Consider the following 18469-nt stretch of genomic DNA (forward strand, 5'->3'; position numbering starts at 1 on the left):
CGTGAGCTATCGCCCGCAACTCGCTTGTTTTCAAGCGCGCTCGCGCGTGGCAAGCATGGGGAACATGTATCGAGCGTTGGGGAATTTCTGTGCCGCTATCGTTTCTGGCAGCCTTGGTGCTGCTCAATGTTTCCGGGAACGCACAGGAAGGCGTCGTCGAAACGCCGGCGCCGCTGCCGAGCGCGGTGCGCTGCGCTGCGCTGTTCAGCCTGACCCACGAAACGCTGAGCGGGAAGAGCGGCGATCCCGCGATGACCGCGGGCTTCGCCGAGGATGCCGCGGCGCTCAGGCGCATCGTGATCGCCGGCGAAGCTCCGGCGCCCGATGCCGAAGCGCGCGCCGACGCGGCGATCGCGATCGAGAAAAAGGCGCTGGTCGCAGAGCAAGCGAAGCGAACGGCGCGCGGCGACGAGACGACCGAGGATCTGAACCCCTGCTACCGCGTCAAGGCCCTGGGTCCGCGCGGTGAATAGCCTTTTGATCGCCGGGCTCGTCGCGACGGCGGGCGCGCCGCAGACCCCGCTCAATGTTGATCAACAACGCCAGATCGGCTGCGTCGCAACACTGGCGATCGTTGCTTCGGAACAGACGCGCGGTCGCGCCAGTGAATGGCCCGCGCTGCAGGCCCGCGGCGCGCGCTTCGCGCAGGTGGTGGGTGAGCGCGTGATGAAAGAAGCGGGCTGGACCAAGGAACAGGTCCGTGACGCGATTCTGGCATCGGTCGCCGCGCGTCAGGCGCAGACGAAGGGCGCGTCCGCGGATCTTCCCGACAATGAAGTCCGGGACTGCATCGCGATGATGGACGCACAGGCGCCCGCACCGCCGCCGCCGACATTGCCGCAATGCGCGGCGATGGTGACCGCCGCCTATGAAGAGGTCCGCGCGCGTGACGGTCAGACTGCCGGCGCGAAGGACCTGAAGACGATCGCTTCGGTGCTCCACTACCGCGCGCGTGAGGCGTTGCGCGCCAAGGGCATGAGCGGGAGCGAAGTCGATCGGGAAATGGCCCAAACGCGTGAAGCGATCGCCGCGGAGGCAAAACGGCGTGTCGCCGACGATGTTTCGGCGGGCCTTGACTATAGTCCCTGCCTGGAGATGGCGCGGCCGTGACGGGCGGGGGCGGATGCGGCGGCCGCTGAACTTCACGCTGGGATCCATCGCGCTGTTGCTCGGCATTGTCGGGGCGTTCGTGCCGCTGTTGCCGACGACCATTTTCCTCATCATCGCCGCGTTCTTCTTCGGCCGGTCATCCGAACGGATGGAGCGGTGGTTGCTAGGCCACCCGCGTTTCGGCCCGACGATCGTCGCCTGGCGGCGCGATCGTGCCATCAGCCCGGCATCGAAGCTGATGGCGTGTTCGGGCATGGCGTTCGGCTTTGTCATGCTGCATTTCGTGACGCGCGCCAGCGCCATCGTCGAGGCGGGCGCAGCGCTGTTCCTGCTGGCCTGCGCGGCCTATGTCGTCACGCGGCCCCACCCCGAGCAGGGCTCGATAACCGACGATTAGGTCGTGGGCCAAAGCCAGTGGGTGTTTTCGCCGGAACGACATGCGCGCATCGCTCTGATATCATGGCGCATCTGCCGGGAGGACCGCGATGCTCAACCCGAACGCGATCATTTCAACCCATGTGCGTCTGGTGCCACCGCTCGATCGTCCGGTGGCGGAAGCGTTGCGGGCGGAGGGGGGCCTTTCTGTCGAACTCGACGAGGGCCGCCGCGTGCGATTCGATCCGGCCGACCCAAGATCGCCCGGCTTTGCACAGGTGCTGGATGGGCTCTCCGAACTCAAAAGGCCAGTTTATCTTGAGGTAGATCCGGCTACGGACGCGATCGAGCGGCTGCTCATCCCGCATGTTACGCGGATCGTAGACGTCGGGACGAGCGAGGGGGGACTTTCGGTCGAGCTCGAATATTCGCATGCGCGGCATGAGCTGAAGCGCGACAATCCCGATTTCGCCGAACTGGCCGACCGGGCGCGCGCCGCGCTGGAGCGCGGCCAGACGGTGATTCTGACCGAGGACGATGCTCACGACATCATCGACATACGCGGCTACACGCCAGGTCCCGACGACGCGCCGTTGCCGCCCTGGCCAAGGGAGAGGCTTCCGCTCGAGTTCCCTTGGTGGAAGCGACTGCTCGACTGGATCTGGCGCTGGCCGATCTGGCCCTGGTGGTGGTTTCGCTGCGTCTCGAAAGGGACCGCGCAGCAGATCTTCGACGCGATGGGCGCGACAACCTGCCCGCCGCTCACCGTGCCCGCGCCGTGCATCCCCTTTCTCTATCCCGATGACGGTTGCTGGGGCCGCGCGCATGAGATGTGCCGGCTGATGATCAACATGGGACGAAAGCCGCGCAAGGTGTGGATTCAGGGAAGCCTGCATGTCAGCACCAAAAACAATCCCAATTGCGCCGTGAATTGGGGCTGGCACGTAGCGCCCACGCTGTGCGTGCGAAGGGGCTGGTTCCGGAGGCAGCAGATGGTGATCGATCCCTCGCTGTTCACCACGCCGGTTTCGCAGGCAACCTGGAAGGGGGTTCAGGGTGATCCCAATGCGACGCTTACGCCCAGCGACGCCTCGATCTTCTATCTCTGGTGGAACGAAACCGATCCGACCTATGTCAAGACCAACGCGGTGCTCGCGACCTATCGACTCCAGCTCCAGAACCGCGCGATCCAGTTCGGCGCGCCGCCCTATGCCTATTGCCCCTGAGGCGGCCGCTCATCACCGCGCTGATGCCGGAGTCGCGGCCTGCGGCGCGCTGACGCGCCAGATCACGTTGCCGACATCGTCGGCCACGAGCAGCCCACCCATTTTGTCCTTGATCACGCCGACCGGGCGGCCCTGCGCCTCGCCCTTCGCGTTGAGGAAGCCGGTCAGGAAGTCCTGCGGTTTGGCGTTGGCGACGGGATAGCCATTGGGTCCGAAGGGGACGTAGACAACCTTGTAGCCCGATACGGGTTCGCGGTTCCACGAGCCGTGCAGGCCCACGAATGCGCCACTGGCATAGGCGGTGCCGAGATTGGCGCCATCGGTGAAGGTGAGGCCAAGGGCTGCGACATGCGGACCGAGCGCAAAGTCGGGGCGCTTCACATATTCGAGCCTGTCGGGGCGGCGCGGCTCTACCCGGATGTCCTCGTACCCGCCCCAATAGCTGTTGGGCCAGCCATAGTCGGCGCCGAATTCGACGCAGGTCATATAATCGGGCACGAGATCGCCGCCGAGCATGTCGCGCTCGTTGACCGTGGTCCACAGGCAGCCGGTCGTCGGTTCGTAGGCAAGGCCGTTCGGGTTCCGAAGGCCCGTCGCAAAGACGCGCGAATCGCCCGTGGCGATGTCGATCTCGTGGATCGCGGCGCGGTTGATCTCCTTGTCCATGCCGCGTTCGCCGATGTTGCTTGCCGAACCCACGGTGACGAAAAGCTTCTTGCCGTCGGGGCTGGGGATCAGGTTGCGCGTCCAGTGATTATAGCCGCCGGGGAGGTTGGTCAGCTTTCGCCCCTTGGCGGTGATCTTCGTGTCGCCCGTTTTGTAGGGAAAGGCCAGGATCGCGTCGGTATTGGCGACGTAGAGCGTATCGCCGATCAGCGTCATTCCGAAGGGCGAGTTCAGCCCTTCGAGCAAGGCAGAGCGTTGGTCCGCGATGCCGTCGCCATTGCTGTCGCGAAGCAGCGTGATCCGGTTGGCCGAGGTCGAGCCCGCTCCCGCGCGACCCATCAGCAGGTTCATCACGCGGTCCTTGAGCCCCTCCACCACGCGCGGCGGCGAATTGGTCTCGGCGACGAGCACATCGCCATTCGGAAGCAGATACATCCAGCGGGGATGGTCGAGCTTGTCGGCAAAAGCCGCGACCCGGAGCCCCTGGGGCGCGGTGGGCGCCGCACCACCCGGCCAGCCGACAGGCTTGGCGATGTTGATGAGCGGGAAAGTCTCGCGATTGGGCGCCGAAATCACGGGCTTCGCGCCCGTTACCGCATCGGCGGCGAGCTTCGCCGGCTCGCCTTTGCCGACATAATAGATGGTGCCCGCGAACACTGCGAGCAGCGCCAGGATGATGAGGACAATGACCGATTTTTTCATGAGGGGGGACAATATGCCTGAGCGTGCGCCGGTCAAGGGAAACCGGCGCACGCTTCAGGCTCGCCCGCTGCCGGTCTTGGGAGGGGGCACCGGCGGCAGCGAATCGACACAGGCGGGAGCTAATTCGCCAGTGCCGTGGTCCGCTCATCTTCGGGGGCGGAGATGGCGGAATTGAGTGTCGTCTTTGCTTGCTCCCAGATCTTGCGTACAGCCGCACCATAATCGGAGTGAAGCTGCCCGAACAATGCGATTTGTCGTCCCCCGATAAAATCAGGCGTGCCTGTCGTTGGCACAGTCATAGCGGGACCAGCGCGGGCCGTCATCATTGGTCGTTTCTGATCGGCCATTTTCGCTTTCCTCCGCGGAGAGGATATTGCGCCGGTTCGCGTCAAGGATGAAACGCATTAAACTTGTCAGATTGATCGAGTGAGTGACTAATCGGTAGGCTGCGTGTCACAAAGGGAGTAGGGGCGTACGCAAAGGGACGAGGCGGTGTTTTTCACCTCGCTTACAGGACGGCCGGCCGAAAACCGCCCGCGCTAGACCTCTTCCTCGATCGCCGCTTGGGGCGGATGCAGGCGGATCCGCGTGGCGCGGCGGGAATCACCCTCGGTGATCTCCAGCTTCCACCCGCTTTCATGTTCGACGACCTCGCCGGGCTGCGGTACATGGCCCGCGAGCACGAAGGCGAGCCCGCCAAGGGTGTCGACGTCTTCGTCGATCTCGGCGAGACGCGGGTCGATGATTTCGCCGACATCCTCCAGCTCGGCGCGCGCATCGGCGTCCCAGCAGCCATGGTCGATCGCGACGAGCAACTCTTCGGGCTCGTCGTCGTGCTCGTCCTCGATTTCGCCGACAATCTCCTCGACCAGATCCTCTATGGTGACGAGGCCCTCGGTGCCCGAATATTCGTCGAGCACGATCGCAAGATGCGTACGCGTCGCGCGCATCTCGGCAAGCAGATCGAGTACGCCCATTGTCTCGGGCACATAGCGCGGCTGGCGGATGAGTTCGGTGATGCTCGCTGGTTCGGGTCGACCCTCGGCGCGGATCGCGAAGGCGTCGCGGACATGGATCATGCCGATTATTGTGTCGAGATCGTCGCGGTAGACCGGCAGGCGGCTGTGTCCGCTCTCGACGAAGAGCGCAGAGAGTTCGCCGAAGCTCGCGGTCTCGGAAATTGCGACGATGTCGGCGCGCGGCACCGAGACGTCTCCTGCGGTGCGCTCGCCGAAATGGAGCAGGTTGCGGAGCATCTGGCGCTCGATCCGCGAGAGGTCGCCATTGGGCGGCCGGTCGGCGTCCTCCTCGTGCTCCTCGATCGCTTCCTCGATCTGGTCGCGCAGCGTCGGCTCGCTCTCGTCGCCGAAGATGAGGCTGCGCAAACCGCGCCACAATCGGCCGCTACTGTCTCCGCTACTGGAATCGTCTGGCATGGTCCTGGTGATCAGCCCCTGTTGTCGTCATATGGATTGGCCAGACCCAGCGATGCCAGCGCGCGCGTCTCGAGCGCTTCCATCGCCTCCGCCTCGGCGTCCTCCAGATGGTCATAGCCTAGCAAATGGAAAGTGCCATGAACAATCAGATGCGTTGCATGATCCGCAACGCTGATGCCCTTGTCGGCCGCCTCGTGCCGGCAGACGCCGCGCGCGAGTACGATGTCGCCCAGCAGCACCTCGCCGTCATCGGTATTGGCGAGCCCGTCGAGCAGGTCCGCCTGTACCATCGGGAAGCTCAGCACATTGGTGGGCTTGTCCTTGCCGCGATACTGGCGGTTGAGCGTCTGCACCTCATCGTCATCGGTAAGCCGGATGGAGACCTCGATCGCGAGGTTGCGCGCGATCCATTCGCCATAGGGGCTGATCTGGAGCGCGGCGGTCACCGCGCGCGCCGCGAGTGCTTCCCAGTCCTCGATCTTGCCCCAGCCGGGTCCGGCCTGGACGGCTACGTCAAGCACTACGCCCCTCATAGGCTTCGACGATCCGACCGACGATCGGGTGACGTACGACGTCTGAGACCCCAAAGGGCACGACGTTGATCCCACCCACGCCGGTCAGCTTGGAAACCGCATCGGCGAGACCCGATTTGGTCGGATCGGGCAGGTCGACCTGATTGGGGTCGCCGCAGATGACCATGCGGCTGCCTTCGCCGAAGCGGGTGAGGAACATCTTCATCTGGAGCGGTGTGGTGTTCTGCGCCTCGTCAAGGATGATGAAGGCGTTGGCGAGCGTGCGGCCGCGCATGAAGGCGATCGGGGCGATCTCGATTTCGCCGCTGGCGATGCGGCGCTCGACCTGCTCGGCGGGGAGACAGTCGTGCAGCGCGTCGTAGAGCGGGCGGAGATAGGGATCGACCTTCTCCTTCATGTCGCCCGGCAGGAAGCCGAGCTTTTCGCCCGCCTCGACCGCGGGACGCGACAGGATGAGCCGGTCGACCGAGCCGGTGATGAGCTGGCTGACCGCCTGCGCGACCGCGAGATAGGTCTTGCCCGTGCCTGCGGGGCCAAGCGCGAAGATGATCTCGTCGCGCGCCAGCGACTGCATATAGGTGATCTGCCCGGCCGAGCGCGGGACGATCGTCTTCTTGCGCGTGCGGATCATGACTTCGGGCGGTTGCGATACGTCGGCGCGGATGATGCCGTCGAGCGTGGGCTCGGCAGACATCGCGATCACGGCTTCGACCGCGCCGGTGTCGAGATCCTGGCCGCGGACGATGCGGTTGTAGAGGCCGCTCAGAACGTCACGCGCCCGCGCCGCGGCTTCGGCCTCGCCCTCGATCTGGATCTTGTTGCCGCGCGCCGAGATATAGACGCCCAGCCGGTTTTCGATCGCCACGAGATTCTGGTCGTATTCGCCGAAGAGGCGGCCGAGCAGTTGCGGCTTGTCGAAAAGGATTTCGAGGCGGGCCTTTTGCCCGGGTTGCGCCTGTTCGGCCTTGCGCGACATCAGGCAGCCACCTTTTCCAGCATTGCGCCTCCAAGACTATTGGGTCCCGCCGAGACGATCTCGACGTCGAGAAGATCGCCGATCGCCGCACCTTCGGCGATGACGTGGATGGATTGCAGCCAGGGCGATTTGCCGATGAGCTGGCCGGGGAGCTTGCCGCTGCGTTCGAGCAGCACCTGCGTGCGGCGTCCGAGCGTCGCGCGATTGAAGGCGTGTTGCTGTTCGTTGAGCAGGCCCTGGAGTGCCTTGAGGCGGTCGTCCATCAGTTCGGGCGAAATCTGGTGGTCCATATCGGCCGCGGGCGTTCCGGGGCGCGGCGAATATTTGAACGAATAGGCCATGGCGTAATCGACATCGCGGACGATCTGGAGCGTGGCTTCGAAATCCGCGTCACTTTCGCCGGGGAATCCGACGATGAAGTCGCCCGACACCGCGATATCGGGACGGACCGCACGCACGCGCTCGATGATTTTCAGATAGCTGGCGGTGGTGTGGCTGCGGTTCATCGCCTTGAGGACGGGATCGCTGCCCGACTGCACGGGCAGGTGCAGGAAAGGCATGAGCTTTTCGACATCGCCATGCGCCTGAACAAGGCCTTCGGTCATGTCATTGGGGTGGCTGGTCGTGTAGCGAATGCGTTCCACGCCCGGCATGCGGTCAAGCTCGCGGATAAGACCATCGAGGCCCTGTTCGTGGCCCGCTTCATCTTCACCCGTCCACGCATTGACGTTCTGGCCAAGCAGCGTGATTTCCTTCGCGCCACCGTCGATCAGCGCCTTCGCCTCGTCGACGATCGCCGACCACGGCCGCGATACCTCGGCGCCGCGGGTATAGGGGACGACGCAATAGGTGCAGAATTTGTCGCAGCCTTCCTGCACCGTCAGAAAGGCGCTCGGCCGCTGCTGGCGCGCGCGGCCGGGCAGCGCGTCGAACTTGGAGATGAGCGGCATGTCGGTGTCGAGCGCGCTTTCGCCGCGCGCGGCCTTCGCCACGAGTTCGGGGAGGCGGTGATAGGCCTGCGGCCCGACGACGATGTCCACATTGCGCGCGCGGCGCGTGATTTCGGCGCCTTCGGCCTGCGCTACGCAACCCGCGACCGCGATCATTGGCCGGGTGCCGTCTTCGCGTTTGGAAAGGCGGCCGATATCCGAATAGATCCGGTCCACCGCCTTTTCGCGGATATGGCAGGTGTTGAGGACGACGATATCGGCGTCCTCGCCATCGGGAGCGGGGGTCATGCCTTCGGCGGAGAGCATTTCGGCCATGCGGTCGCCGTCATAGACGTTCATCTGGCAACCGAAGGATTTGACCTGGTACGTGCGGGGATTGGAGCGAGTCATCTGCCCTGCGCTATAAGCCAAGCCGGTGCTCGCGGGAAGCCGAGTCCAACTGGCTTGCGATCTGCGACTGCGCCATCAGTGCGATCGCCTTGCGGTCGGCGAGTACATCCTGCGGCAATGGCTCGAGAAAATGGATGGTGAGCGGGATCGTGCCCTTGCGCTTGAGGATGCGCAGGGCGTTGGCGCCCGCGGGCTCCGCGTCGGTCCAAGCAATCTCGTCGGCGGCGTCGCCATAGTCGAGCGCCACGGGCTGCACGCGGACACCTTCGGGCGGGGGCGCGACGGCGGCGAAGAGCGAGGCGCGAAAGGGCAGCAAGGCGATGCCGTCGCCGGTGGTGCCTTCGGGAAAGAGTGTGACCGGCTTGCGGCGCAACAGCGCGTCGCGCAGCGCATTCGCCTGGCCCTTCACGGCCCTGCGGTCATCGCGCTCGACATAGACCGTGTGGTTCAACCCGGCGAGCCAGCCGATGATTCCCCAGCGTCCGACCTCGGCCTTTGCCACGAAGGCAGTGCGCGCAGCGCCGCCCAGCGCCAGGATGTCCAGCCAGCTCAAATGGTTCGCTGCCAGCAGGACATTGTGCCGTATTGGTTTGCCGCTGACGGATACGCGAACCCCCGCTGCGCTCGCGCAAAGTCCCAGGAACAGTGGCGGCCATGGCGACCGCACGCGAACCAGCCGCCAGAGGCCGTGGGGAATGATGCAGAGGAGGAGCGCGCCGACCATGCCCGCAATGCGCAGCGCCGCGCGTGGCGTCAACCGTTCAGCTCTTGCGATCGAGCGCGACGCCATAGAGTTCCATACGGTGATCGACGAGGCGGAAGCCCAGCTTTTCCGCGATCTGCTTCTGAAGCGCTTCGAGTTCGGGATCGACGAACTCGATCACATTACCCGTCTCTACGTCGATCAGATGGTCATGGTGCGATTCCGGCGCGGCCTCATAGCGCGCGCGGCCATCGCCGAAATCATGGCGTTCGAGGATTCCAGCCTCTTCGAACAGACGGACGGTGCGATAGACGGTGGCAATCGAGATGCCGGGATCGATCGCCGACGCGCGCTCATGGAGCTTTTCGACATCGGGATGATCCTCGGCCTCGGAGAGCACGCGCGCGATCACGCGGCGCTGCTCGGTGATGCGCAGGCCGCGTTCGTGGCACAATGCTTCGACGTCGATCTTGCGGCTCATGATGTTCGTGCTTTCACCCGAAAATTAATAATATGGCGAGAGCCTAGCCGCTTTTGAAGATTGGCGAAAGCCGTGGCGGCACGTTTCCCAGCCGTGCCGCCTGCGCCTTCGCGCCGGGGGTCAGCGCTTGCGGCGCTTGGTGCCGAGCCCGATCTTCTTGGCCAGGCTGCGACGTTGTTCGGCATAGTTGGGCGCCACCATCGGATAGTCCGCGGGCAGGTTCCATTTGGTGCGATATTGCTCGGGCGTCATCTGATAATGCGTCATCAGGTGGCGCTTGAGCATCTTCAGCTTCTTGCCGTCTTCAAGGCACACAATATAGTCAGGCTTGACGGAAGCGCGGATCGAAACAGCAGGTTCCTGCTTTACTTCCGGCACTGCTTCCACGCTGCCCAGGCCGGCGAGCGCGCCGTGCACATTCTGAATAAGCAATGGAAGATCCGAAACCGCGACGCTATTATTGCTGACATGCGCTGCGACAATGTCGGCGGTAAGCGTGATCAGGGTTTCGGACAGTTCGTTCTGGTTGTCCATTTTGTTCTCTCTGTGACCCGGGTAGGATGTGCGAGTTGCACTTGCCTATCCAATATGGCGCGAGAACCAGCACTTTGCAATCAAAGGTTTGTTAATTTTCGCTGTTTTTCAGCGTCAAACTGTAACTATGTGCATCGTACAATTTACCATCCGCGCCGCGATAGTAATTGCATCGTTCACCGACCTTGGAAAAATTGAAAGCCGTATAGAGCGCGATTGCAGGATTGTGTGCGCGTACTTCGAGAAACACGCGGTTGACAGATCTCTGGCGGCAGCCGTCAAGCACTGCGTCAAGCAGCGTTGCACCGACGCCGTGACGCCGAGCCTCGGGATGGACCGCGATCAGCAGCAATTCCGCCTCGTCGAGCACCGCGCGCGTGAGCGCGAAGCCCGCGGGGCGACCGTCAAGTTCCGCGACCAGCAACCATATGCCGGGGCCGCCGATGACGGCGGCGCACTGCGCGGCGTTCCATGCCTCTCCATAGACGGGGTCGAACGCGGCGCGCATGATTTCCATGACGGGAACCAGCGCGGTTGCATCCGCGCCGAAAACGGTGACCGCGTGGTCGGCCGCCGTGCTCATGGCATCGGCTTTGCGTCGGGCGCTCGCCCGTAGATCGGAGTGGGTGGAAGAGTACGAAGCGCAGCGGGGATCGCTATGGCGGCGCTGGCGCGCGCATCAGCCTCGCGCGCTTCGCCAAGCCCGCGCACATCGATCAGCAACGCCGCGGCATTGCCGATCACCAGCCGATCGGCAAAGCGTGCGGCGGCGGCCGCCGGGACGAGTGAAGCCAGATCGGATGCCGGTCGCATGGGCGCCCTCTCGAACCGCTGAACGAAAAGCTGACCATGCCCCCCGTTTATCGCGACTGCAAGCGTCGGCTCAGCACCCCAGTCCGCGCCGGCTGCGATAAGTGCAAGCGAGGAGAAACCGTGCACCGGAACCTTCCAGCCAAGGCCCAGTCCGCGTGCGGCCGCAATGCCGACTCGCACCCCGGTGAAGCTGCCCGGGCCGCAATCAACGAGAATTTCGTCGGCGCGTCCTTTGCCGGGCAGCGCACCGATCATCGGAATCAGCCATTCGGCATGGCCGCGGCCGACCTCTTCATGCGTCGCCGCGATGAGCACGCCATCCTCGAACAGCGCCACCGAACAGGCGGCCGTTGCGGTTTCGATGACGAGCTGGCGCAAGGTTTCAGGCTATGCTGTTGAACTTGTCGAAAGCGGGCCGCGGACTGCGATCGAAGATCGTCGCGGGATCGCCATAACCCAGCGTCGAGATGAAGTTCGACTTGATGTGGGGGGTATCTCCGAAGAACGCCTTGTCGACCGCCGCATTGTCGAAGCCCGACATCGGGCCGGCGTCGAGGCCCAGCGCGCGCGCCGCGATGATGAAATAGGCGCCCTGAAGCGAGCTGTTGCGAAAGGCATTGGCCTGACGCAGCTCGAGATTGCCCGCGAACCAGCTCTTCGCGTCGGTGTGCGGGAAAAGTTCTGGCAGATATTCGTGGAAATTCTCGTCATAGCCGATGATGACCGCGACCGGCGCCTTTTCGAGCTTGTGCCGATTGCCTTCCGATGCCAGCGCGGCCAGCTTGTTCCTCGCCTCCTGACTGACACACCAGATGAGGCGTGCGGGCAATTGGTTCGCTGAGGTCGGACCCATCTTCATCAGATCCCAGATCTGGTGAAGCTGGTCTTCGGTCACCGGCTTGTCGAGATAGCCATTATAGGTGCGCGCGGTGCGAAAGATCGTGTCGAGCCCTTCGGGCGAAAGCGGTTGGCCCATCTGTGTATTCCCCTTTTACTGGCAGGATGGCGTCAGACCGCGCGAACCTCGGTCACTTCGGGCACATAATGCTTGAGCAGCGATTCGATGCCGTGTTTGAGCGTCGCCGTCGAGGACGGACAGCCCGCGCAGGCGCCGTGCATGCGCAGATAGACGGTGCCCTTGTCGAAGCCACGATAGACGATGTCGCCGCCGTCATTGGCGACCGCGGGGCGCACGCGTGTGTCGATCAGTTCGCGGATCTGGGCCACGATATCAGCATCTGCAGGATCGTCGGTGAATTCCTCCTCTGCGGGCACGCTGATCCCGCCGGCGCTGCCCGGACGGAAGAGCGGCATTTCGGCGGTGAAGTGATCGAGCAGGACCGAAAGCACCTGCGGCTTGAGATCCGACCAGGCAACGCCGGGCGCCGCTGTGACCGAAATGAAATCGCCGCCGAAGAACACGCCCTCGACATCGCCCAGTGCGAACAGCGCCTCGGCGAGCGGCGAGATCTCTGCCTCTTCGGGATTGGCGAAATCGCGCGTGCCCGCATCCATCACGCGGCGTCCGGGCAGGAACTTGAGCGTCGTCGGATTGGGCGTGGTTTCTGTCTCGATCAGCATGGTGCGCATTTGGGGGCAAAGCCGTCCCGGATCAAGCCCGCGCCACGTGTTTAGCGTGTTTCCCGACTGAGCCTTGACATCAGAATCGCCGCACGTTTCGCCTGACGCGAAAAGCTGTCGAGGTCCACCGCCTCGCCGGGCGCATGATCGCCCGTGCTCGACGGCCCAAGGCCGACGAGCCCGTCGACGTCCTTCGCCACAAAGGCGATATCCCCCGCGCCGCGCCGCAAGGGATCCAGCGCGGGCATTTGGGGGAGGGCGAGGTCGCGGTTGACGGCGTTCAACCGGTCGAGCAGCGCGCGATTGCCCGGTGTCGGCGCCATGGCGGGATAGGTGTGCTTGCTGAACTCGATCTCGGCGGCCGCGCCGGGCGAGGGCCGAGCAATGATCTCTTGCATCCGCGCGCGGACGCGCTCGGTCTGCTCGTCGCTGAGCGTCCTTATGTCGCCGCGCGCGATGGCGATTTCCGGGATGATGTTGGTCTTGCCCGTGCTCGCGGCGACCGTGCCGCCTTCGGCCACTTCGGCGGTCGCACCTCCCGCGATCAGGCCGACATTGAAGGTGAGATTGGGCTCAGGAAGCTCGGTGCGGAAGGAGGAGATGATTTTGGCCAGCGCATAGATCGCTCCATCGCCCACCGTTTTGCTAAAGATGCCGCTGGAGTGACCGCCCGAGGCCGTCACCGTCACCGTCCAGCCCGAGCTGCTGCGACGCGCGATCGAGCCCATGTCGCGGCCATCCTGGATGACCAGCCCCTCGAAATCGAGTGCGACGTCTGCGCGCTTGCCCGCGGCGATCAGATCCGCGCGCGAGATCTCGACGGGATCGCCCGCTTCCTCCTCGTCGCCGGTCAGCACGATCTCGATATCGGCGTCCTTGAGCGTGCCCGCGGCGTGCATCGCGCGTAGCGCCATCAGCATGACGACTATGCCACCCTTATCGTCGCCAGCGCCCGGACCGATTCCCTTCGACCCCTGACGCTCGAAGCGCTGGAAGGGGGAGTTTTTTTCGAACACCGTGTCGAGATGGCCGATGAGCAGCAGGCGCTTGCCGCGGTTATTGCCCTTGTGGACCGCGATCAGATGCCCCGCGCGCCCGGTCGCGCCCATCGGCACCCAGCGCACGGCGAAGCCCAGCGGTTCGAGCTCGGCGCGCATCATCTCGCCGACCTTCGTCACGCCTTCGAGATTGAGCGTGCCTGAGTTCTGGTTGACCAGCTTCTCGAGCAACGCGACCGGGCGCTCCTGGTCGGCCTCGACCGCGGTTGCCATCTTGCGCTCGACCGGAGCAAGCTGGGCGTGAAGCGGCGAAGCGGCAAGCAGCAACGGCAGGGCAAGCGCGAAGCGCTTGATCACGAAACGGTTTTCTCGGGCGGTTTGCATGGTGCTTTGTGCTGCAGAGATCGGCCACGATCAAGCGCCGCACACCCGACGCCTTGCTTTTGCCACGATTTACAGCCATATGGCCGCCAGCGCATCAGGCCGGTGGACCGGCCGTGACCATATTCGGCAGCGTGAACGCCCGGAAATCCGGGACCGGCCGAAGAGATGCGCTTTGCTTTTGCAAGGCTTCCCATTTCACGCGGGTCGTCAACGAACCCCGCGTTTCGCGCCCGCACGTCCCGTGCGCGGCCGCGCTTCGCATGACATGTGAGTATTAAATGACAAGATTTACCGACCTTGGCCTGGCCGAGCCGATCATCAAGGCGCTCGCCGCCAAGGGCTACGACAAGCCGACCCCCATCCAGGTACAGTCGATACCACCGCTGCTCGAGGGCCGCGATCTGTGCGGTATCGCGCAGACCGGAACGGGCAAGACCGCGGCCTTCGCGCTGCCCTCGCTCGACTATTTCGCGCGTAACCCCAAGCCGCGCCCGCTCGGGAGCTGCCGGATGCTGGTGCTTTCACCGACGCGCGAGCTGGCGAGCCAGATCGCCACGTCCTTCCGCGACTATGGCCACAACCTGCGTCTCTCGGTCGAAGTCGTGTTCGGCGGCGTGCCGATTGGCCGGCAGATCAGCAAGCTCAAGGCGGGCGCCGACATCGTCGTCGCGACGCCGGGCCGCCTGCTCGACCTGATCGACCAGCGCGCCTTCCACCTGCGCGACGTCGAGATCTTCGTGCTCGACGAGGCCGACCAGATGATGGACCTGGGCTTCATCGTGCCGCTGAAGCGCATCGACAAGCTGCTGCCGACCAAGCGTCAGAGCCTGTTCTTCTCGGCGACCATGCCCAAGGCGATCGCCGAGCTGGGTGACCGTTTTCTGACCGATCCGATCAAGGTGTCGGTCGCGCCGCAGTCGACCACGGCGGAGCGCGTGCGCCAGTACGTCTCCTTCGTGAACCAGAAGGAGAAGCAGGCGTTGCTGACGCTGACGCTCAAGGCCGAGCCGATCGAGCGCGCGCTCGTCTTCACGCGCACCAAGCACGGCGCTGACCGCGTGGTGAAGCACCTTGTAGCCGCGGGCGTCGGCGCGCTCGCGATCCACGGCAACAAGTCGCAGCCGCAGCGCACCGCCGCGCTCCAGGCATTCCGCAACGGCGAGATCAAGATCCTCGTCGCGACCGATATCGCGGCGCGTGGCATCGACGTTCCGGGGGTGAGCCATGTGTTCAACTTCGAAATGCCCAACGTCCCCGAGCAGTATGTCCACCGTATCGGCCGCACCGCGCGCGCCGGAGCGGAGGGTGTCTCGATCAGCTTCGTCGATGGCGAGGAGAAGCAGTGGCTCAAGCAGATCGAGCGTCTGACGCGCGTCAAGCTCGACACCGTGCCGCTGCCCGAGGATTTCCTCGCGCAGGCCGCCAAGCTGCCCCAGCCTCCGCGCAGTGCGCCGTCCGCGGCGCAGCCGGGCAAGCGGCGCCATGACGATCGTGGCGGCGAGGCCCGCACGCAGCAGCCCGCTGGCGACAAGACCAAGCGGCCCTTTCACCGTCGCCGCAAGGGTGCCCCAGGGGCGCACAAGGGCGCGGTAAAGCGCTTCGGCAGCCGCTGATATTGAGAGGCTCCTTCCTTCGGGGAGGGGCCTTTCGTCATTTGCGGGGCGCTGTTCGCCGAATCCGTATTGGATTTGTTCAGCTACGCCCGATATTCTGCGGGCCATGAAGTCCCGCACCTCGCGCATCGCGCGCTTCACCCTTCTTCCCCTTGCCGCGACAATCGGATTTGCCTCGGTTCCGCTCGTCGCGCAGCAGGCGCCAGCGCCTGCTCCACAAGCAGCCGCGAAACAGGCGGAGGTGCCGTGGCTTTACGTCAACAGTGACGTCCCGCAGGAAAAGGCATGGTTGTTCGGCACGCTCGACAACGGTTTGCGCTATGCCATCCGGCGTAACGGCGTGCCGCCCGGGCAGGTTTCGATCCGCGTCCGCATCGACGCCGGCTCGCTGATGGAGGAGGACAAGGAGCAGGGCTTCGCGCACTTCCTCGAGCACCTGTCCTTCCGCGGCTCCAAATTCGTGCCCGAGGGTGAATCCAAGCGGATCTGGCAACGGCTGGGCGCAACTTTCGGCAGCGACAGCAACGCGTCGACGACACCGACCGAGACGGTCTACAAGCTCGACCTGCCCAATGCGCGTCCCGAAGGGCTCGACGAGAGCATCAAGATCCTTGCGGGCATGATGGAGGCGCCCAACATCGGCGACACCACCGTCAATGCCGAGCGCGCGGTGGTGATGGCCGAACAGCGCGAACAATTCGGTCCCGCGGTGCGCATGGGCGATGCGACGCGGCAGCACTTCTTCGCGGGGCAAAGGCTCGCCAACCGCTCGACGATCGGCACCTCCCAGACCCTCTCCAGCGCGACCGCCGAGGGACTGAAGGCATTCCACGATCGCTGGTACCGCCCCGAGCGGGCGGTGGTGGTGATCGCGGGCGATGCCGATCCGGCTGCGATGGAAGCGCTGGTGAAAAAGCATTTTTCTGCCTGGCGCGGGGCGGGGCCCAAGCCCGCCGAGCCCGATTTCGGCAAGCCCGACCCCAATGCCAAGACCGTGACCGCGCTCGTCGAGCCCAGCTTTCCGACGATCGTCCAACTGGGGGTGATGCGTCCCTGGGCGCAGGTCAACGACACCGTCACCTATAATGAAGGGCTGATGGTCGACGCTCTGGCGGTGCGGATGATCAACCGCAGGCTCGAGACGCGCGCTCGCGCGGGCGGCAGCTTCCTGCAGGCGCAGGTCCAGCAGGAGGATATCTCGCGCTCCGCCGATACGACGATGGTATCGCTCGTTCCGCTTGGCGACGACTGGCAGGCCGCGCTGCGCGACGTGCGCGCGGAGATCGCGAACGCCACGAGTACGCCGGCGTCGCAGGCCGAGATCGACCGCGAGGTACAGGAATTCGACCTCGCGCTGCTCGCACAGCTTGAGAATGAAGGCGCCGAACCCGGTTCGCGACAGGCCGACGATCTCGTGCGCGCGGTCGATATCCGCGAGACGGTGACGACAGCAGAGGGCGCGCTGACGATCTTCCGCGGCGCCAAGCGCCTGTTCACGCCCGCAAATCTCCTTGCCTCCACCAAAAAGCTGTTCGAGGGGGCGGGGCCTCGCCTGGTGCTGAGCACGCCCAAGCCGCTCGCCAATGGCGACGCGCTTGCGGCTGCCGCATTGGCAGAGGACGTAACCTCGCTTGCCGCACGCGACGACGCGCGCGCGGTGACTTTTGCCGACCTGCCCAAATTCGGCGCCGCCGGCACGGTGACGGACCGCACAAAGCTCAGCAACTTCAATATCGAGACAGTGACGCTGTCCAACGGCAGCAAGCTGATCCTGTTCCCGAACAAGGGCGAGCCGGGCAAGGTCTATGTCAGCGTGCGCTTCGGCAATGGCTACAAGGCGCTGCCGGCGAACCGGGAGACCGTCGCGTGGTCGGGGGCGATGGCGCTGGTGGGAAGCGGCATCGGCAAGCTGGGGCTGGAGGAGCTCGACCGGCTGACCAATGGCCGCAAGATCAACATGGGCGTCGATATCGAGGATGATGCTTTTGTCCTCAAGGCAGAGACGCGCGCGCCCGATCTGGCAGACCAGTTGAAGCTGATGGCAGCGAAGCTGGCCTTTCCAGGCTGGGATCCGGCGCCCGTGGTGCGTGCGCGCGCCCAGATGCTCGCGGGCTATGACGTGATGGATGCCTCTCCGGCGGGGGTGATCACGCGCGATCTCGATACGCTGGTGCGCGGCGGCGATCCACGCTGGGCGACGCCGAGCCGGCAGGAGGTCGATGCGCTGACGCCCGCGGGGTTCCGCAAATTGTGGGAACCGATTCTGGCGAGCGGCCCGATAGAAGTTCAGATCTTCGGCGATTTCGAGGCCGATCAGGCGATCGAGGCAGCGCGCGCGACCTTTGGCGCGATGAAGGCGCGCAAGCCCGCGGCGATCGAACCGGCGAACGCCGTCACCGGCGTCCCGCCGCACAATGCGACCCCGGTCGTGCGCACGCATAGCGGCGCGGCCGAGCAGTCGGCGGCGGTGATCGCCTGGCCCACGGGCGGCGGGCTCGACAACATCACCGAAGCGCGCAAGCTCGAGGTGCTGGCGGCGATCTTCAACGACCGGCTGTTTGACCAGCTTCGTTCGTCGGCGGGTGCAAGCTATAGCCCGACCGTCGCAAGCCAGTGGCCGACGGGGATGGACAATGGTGGCTATCTGATCGTGCTCGGCCAGTTGAAGCCCGAAGGAACCGAGCAATTCTTCAAGCTGGCGCGCGAGATTGCGGCGGATCTTGCGGCAAAGCCCGTCGACGAAGACGAACTGAGGCGCACGCTGGGTCCGATCCAGCAATATTACATGCGCGCAAGCACGGGCAACCAATACTGGATGCGCGAGACCGCAGGATCGTCGCGCGATCCGCGCAAGCTGGCGGCGATGGAAAGCTTGGCGCGCGACTTGCTCAGCATCACGCCTGAGCAGATCCAGGAGACCGCAGGGCGCTATCTGATCGCGGACAAGAGCTGGTCGATGGTCGTGCTTCCTGAAAAGCAGACTGCGGCGCGGTGACCG

Annotated in this window: 20 protein-coding genes; 6 read left to right on the forward strand and 14 right to left on the reverse strand. The window is 64.7% G+C overall.

Translation table 11 applies throughout. From position 1 onward, the window contains the following. Positions 1-89 precede the first annotated feature (89 nt). The 4 genes from D3876_RS08995 to D3876_RS09010 all read left to right on the forward strand — a co-directional run bounded on the left by D3876_RS08995 (position 90) and on the right by D3876_RS09010 (position 2711). The gene (locus D3876_RS08995) at positions 90-473 is read left to right on the forward strand and encodes a hypothetical protein (RefSeq protein ID WP_147417624.1); all 384 of its coding nucleotides are present in this window, start codon (positions 90-92) and stop codon (positions 471-473) included. After that, complete coding sequence (locus tag D3876_RS09000; protein ID WP_147417625.1) at positions 466-1110, forward strand: hypothetical protein; 645 nt, start codon at positions 466-468, stop codon at positions 1108-1110. The genes D3876_RS08995 and D3876_RS09000 overlap by 8 nt, the downstream gene beginning before the upstream one ends. Before the next feature lie 13 nt (positions 1111-1123). Continuing rightward, positions 1124-1507 (forward strand): YbaN family protein, encoded by a 384-nt coding sequence (locus D3876_RS09005; protein WP_119761536.1) that lies wholly within the window; start codon positions 1124-1126, stop codon positions 1505-1507. An 88-nt stretch (positions 1508-1595) separates the two neighbouring features. Beyond that, positions 1596-2711, forward strand: a complete 1116-nt coding sequence (locus D3876_RS09010) for a protein-glutamine glutaminase family protein (RefSeq protein ID WP_119761538.1) — start codon at positions 1596-1598, stop codon at positions 2709-2711. Positions 2712-2723: 12 nt separating this feature from the next. On the opposite strand, the gene D3876_RS09015 is transcribed toward D3876_RS09010, so the two are convergent. The 14 genes from D3876_RS09015 to D3876_RS09075 form a co-directional block, all read right to left on the reverse strand. Beyond that, positions 2724-4079 (reverse strand): PQQ-dependent sugar dehydrogenase, encoded by a 1356-nt coding sequence (locus D3876_RS09015; RefSeq protein ID WP_119761540.1) that lies wholly within the window; start codon positions 4077-4079, stop codon positions 2724-2726. Between the two features lie 119 nt (positions 4080-4198). Continuing rightward, the gene (locus D3876_RS20230) at positions 4199-4426 is read right to left on the reverse strand and encodes a hypothetical protein (RefSeq protein ID WP_147417626.1); all 228 of its coding nucleotides are present in this window, start codon (positions 4424-4426) and stop codon (positions 4199-4201) included. Positions 4427-4618: 192 nt separating this feature from the next. Next, a complete protein-coding gene (locus D3876_RS09020) occupies positions 4619-5515 on the reverse strand; it encodes a hemolysin family protein (protein ID WP_119761542.1) in 897 nt (298 codons plus the stop codon). 11 nt (positions 5516-5526) lie between these two features. Continuing rightward, positions 5527-6036, reverse strand: a complete 510-nt coding sequence (gene ybeY / locus D3876_RS09025) for an rRNA maturation RNase YbeY (RefSeq protein WP_119761544.1) — start codon at positions 6034-6036, stop codon at positions 5527-5529. Then, positions 6029-7024, reverse strand: a complete 996-nt coding sequence (locus D3876_RS09030) for a PhoH family protein (RefSeq protein ID WP_119761546.1) — start codon at positions 7022-7024, stop codon at positions 6029-6031. Before D3876_RS09030 ends, ybeY begins: the two co-directional genes overlap by 8 nt. Further along, positions 7024-8364, reverse strand: a complete 1341-nt coding sequence (miaB, locus tag D3876_RS09035; protein ID WP_119761548.1) for a tRNA (N6-isopentenyl adenosine(37)-C2)-methylthiotransferase MiaB — start codon at positions 8362-8364, stop codon at positions 7024-7026. Before miaB ends, D3876_RS09030 begins: the two co-directional genes overlap by 1 nt. Positions 8365-8374: 10 nt before the next feature. Continuing rightward, positions 8375-9121 carry a lysophospholipid acyltransferase family protein gene (locus D3876_RS09040; RefSeq protein ID WP_119763643.1) on the reverse strand — a complete coding sequence of 249 codons (747 nt, stop codon included), beginning with the start codon at positions 9119-9121 and terminating at the stop codon, positions 8375-8377. Between the two features lie 4 nt (positions 9122-9125). After that, a complete protein-coding gene (locus D3876_RS09045; RefSeq protein ID WP_119761549.1) occupies positions 9126-9548 on the reverse strand; it encodes a Fur family transcriptional regulator in 423 nt (140 codons plus the stop codon). A 120-nt stretch (positions 9549-9668) separates the two neighbouring features. Further along, positions 9669-10082 (reverse strand): Ros/MucR family transcriptional regulator, encoded by a 414-nt coding sequence (locus tag D3876_RS09050; protein WP_119761551.1) that lies wholly within the window; start codon positions 10080-10082, stop codon positions 9669-9671. Between the two features lie 91 nt (positions 10083-10173). Continuing rightward, positions 10174-10665 (reverse strand): ribosomal protein S18-alanine N-acetyltransferase, encoded by a 492-nt coding sequence (rimI, locus tag D3876_RS09055; protein WP_119761552.1) that lies wholly within the window; start codon positions 10663-10665, stop codon positions 10174-10176. Then, positions 10662-11273, reverse strand: coding sequence for a tRNA (adenosine(37)-N6)-threonylcarbamoyltransferase complex dimerization subunit type 1 TsaB (tsaB, locus tag D3876_RS09060; RefSeq protein WP_119761554.1), 612 nt, complete (start codon positions 11271-11273; stop codon positions 10662-10664). The genes rimI and tsaB overlap by 4 nt, the downstream gene beginning before the upstream one ends. Before the next feature lie 4 nt (positions 11274-11277). Beyond that, positions 11278-11871, reverse strand: a complete 594-nt coding sequence (locus D3876_RS09065; RefSeq protein ID WP_119761555.1) for a malonic semialdehyde reductase — start codon at positions 11869-11871, stop codon at positions 11278-11280. 32 nt (positions 11872-11903) lie between these two features. Beyond that, on the reverse strand, positions 11904-12476 hold the full coding sequence (locus D3876_RS09070) for a NifU family protein (protein WP_119763645.1): 573 nt from the start codon (positions 12474-12476) through the stop codon (positions 11904-11906). Between the two features lie 50 nt (positions 12477-12526). Beyond that, entirely contained in the window at positions 12527-13858 is a 1332-nt protein-coding gene (locus D3876_RS09075; protein WP_182911966.1) for a M20/M25/M40 family metallo-hydrolase, read from the reverse strand. 278 nt (positions 13859-14136) lie between these two features. On the opposite strand from D3876_RS09075, the gene D3876_RS09080 reads away from it, so the two are divergent. Both D3876_RS09080 and D3876_RS09085 read left to right on the forward strand, forming a co-directional pair. Continuing rightward, a complete protein-coding gene (locus D3876_RS09080; protein ID WP_119761557.1) occupies positions 14137-15471 on the forward strand; it encodes a DEAD/DEAH box helicase in 1335 nt (444 codons plus the stop codon). Between the two features lie 106 nt (positions 15472-15577). Continuing rightward, positions 15578-18466, forward strand: coding sequence for a M16 family metallopeptidase (locus tag D3876_RS09085; protein ID WP_119761558.1), 2889 nt, complete (start codon positions 15578-15580; stop codon positions 18464-18466). The last annotated feature ends 3 nt before the right edge of the window (positions 18467-18469 follow it).

This window comes from Sphingomonas cavernae (assembly GCF_003590775.1).
GTDB classification, from domain to species: Bacteria; Pseudomonadota; Alphaproteobacteria; order Sphingomonadales; family Sphingomonadaceae; genus Sphingobium_A; species Sphingobium_A cavernae.

Excerpts from the sequence above, each read along its gene's own strand:
- D3876_RS09005 (WP_119761536.1), top strand. The coding sequence starts at position 1,124 with ATGCGGCGGCCGCTGAACTTCACGCTGGGATCCATCGCGCTGTTGCTC.
- D3876_RS09010 (WP_119761538.1), top strand. The coding sequence starts at position 1,596 with ATGCTCAACCCGAACGCGATCATTTCAACCCATGTGCGTCTGGTGCCA.
- D3876_RS09015 (WP_119761540.1), bottom strand. The coding sequence starts at position 4,079 with ATGAAAAAATCGGTCATTGTCCTCATCATCCTGGCGCTGCTCGCAGTG.
- D3876_RS20230 (WP_147417626.1), bottom strand. The coding sequence starts at position 4,426 with ATGGCCGATCAGAAACGACCAATGATGACGGCCCGCGCTGGTCCCGCT.
- D3876_RS09020 (WP_119761542.1), bottom strand. The coding sequence starts at position 5,515 with ATGCCAGACGATTCCAGTAGCGGAGACAGTAGCGGCCGATTGTGGCGC.
- D3876_RS09030 (WP_119761546.1), bottom strand. The coding sequence starts at position 7,024 with ATGTCGCGCAAGGCCGAACAGGCGCAACCCGGGCAAAAGGCCCGCCTC.
- miaB (WP_119761548.1), bottom strand. The coding sequence starts at position 8,364 with ATGACTCGCTCCAATCCCCGCACGTACCAGGTCAAATCCTTCGGTTGC.
- D3876_RS09045 (WP_119761549.1), bottom strand. The coding sequence starts at position 9,548 with ATGAGCCGCAAGATCGACGTCGAAGCATTGTGCCACGAACGCGGCCTG.
- D3876_RS09050 (WP_119761551.1), bottom strand. The coding sequence starts at position 10,082 with ATGGACAACCAGAACGAACTGTCCGAAACCCTGATCACGCTTACCGCC.
- rimI (WP_119761552.1), bottom strand. The coding sequence starts at position 10,665 with ATGAGCACGGCGGCCGACCACGCGGTCACCGTTTTCGGCGCGGATGCA.
- D3876_RS09065 (WP_119761555.1), bottom strand. The coding sequence starts at position 11,871 with ATGGGCCAACCGCTTTCGCCCGAAGGGCTCGACACGATCTTTCGCACC.
- D3876_RS09070 (WP_119763645.1), bottom strand. The coding sequence starts at position 12,476 with ATGCTGATCGAGACAGAAACCACGCCCAATCCGACGACGCTCAAGTTC.
- D3876_RS09075 (WP_182911966.1), bottom strand. The coding sequence starts at position 13,858 with ATGCAAACCGCCCGAGAAAACCGTTTCGTGATCAAGCGCTTCGCGCTT.
- D3876_RS09080 (WP_119761557.1), top strand. The coding sequence starts at position 14,137 with ATGACAAGATTTACCGACCTTGGCCTGGCCGAGCCGATCATCAAGGCG.
- D3876_RS09085 (WP_119761558.1), top strand. The coding sequence starts at position 15,578 with ATGAAGTCCCGCACCTCGCGCATCGCGCGCTTCACCCTTCTTCCCCTT.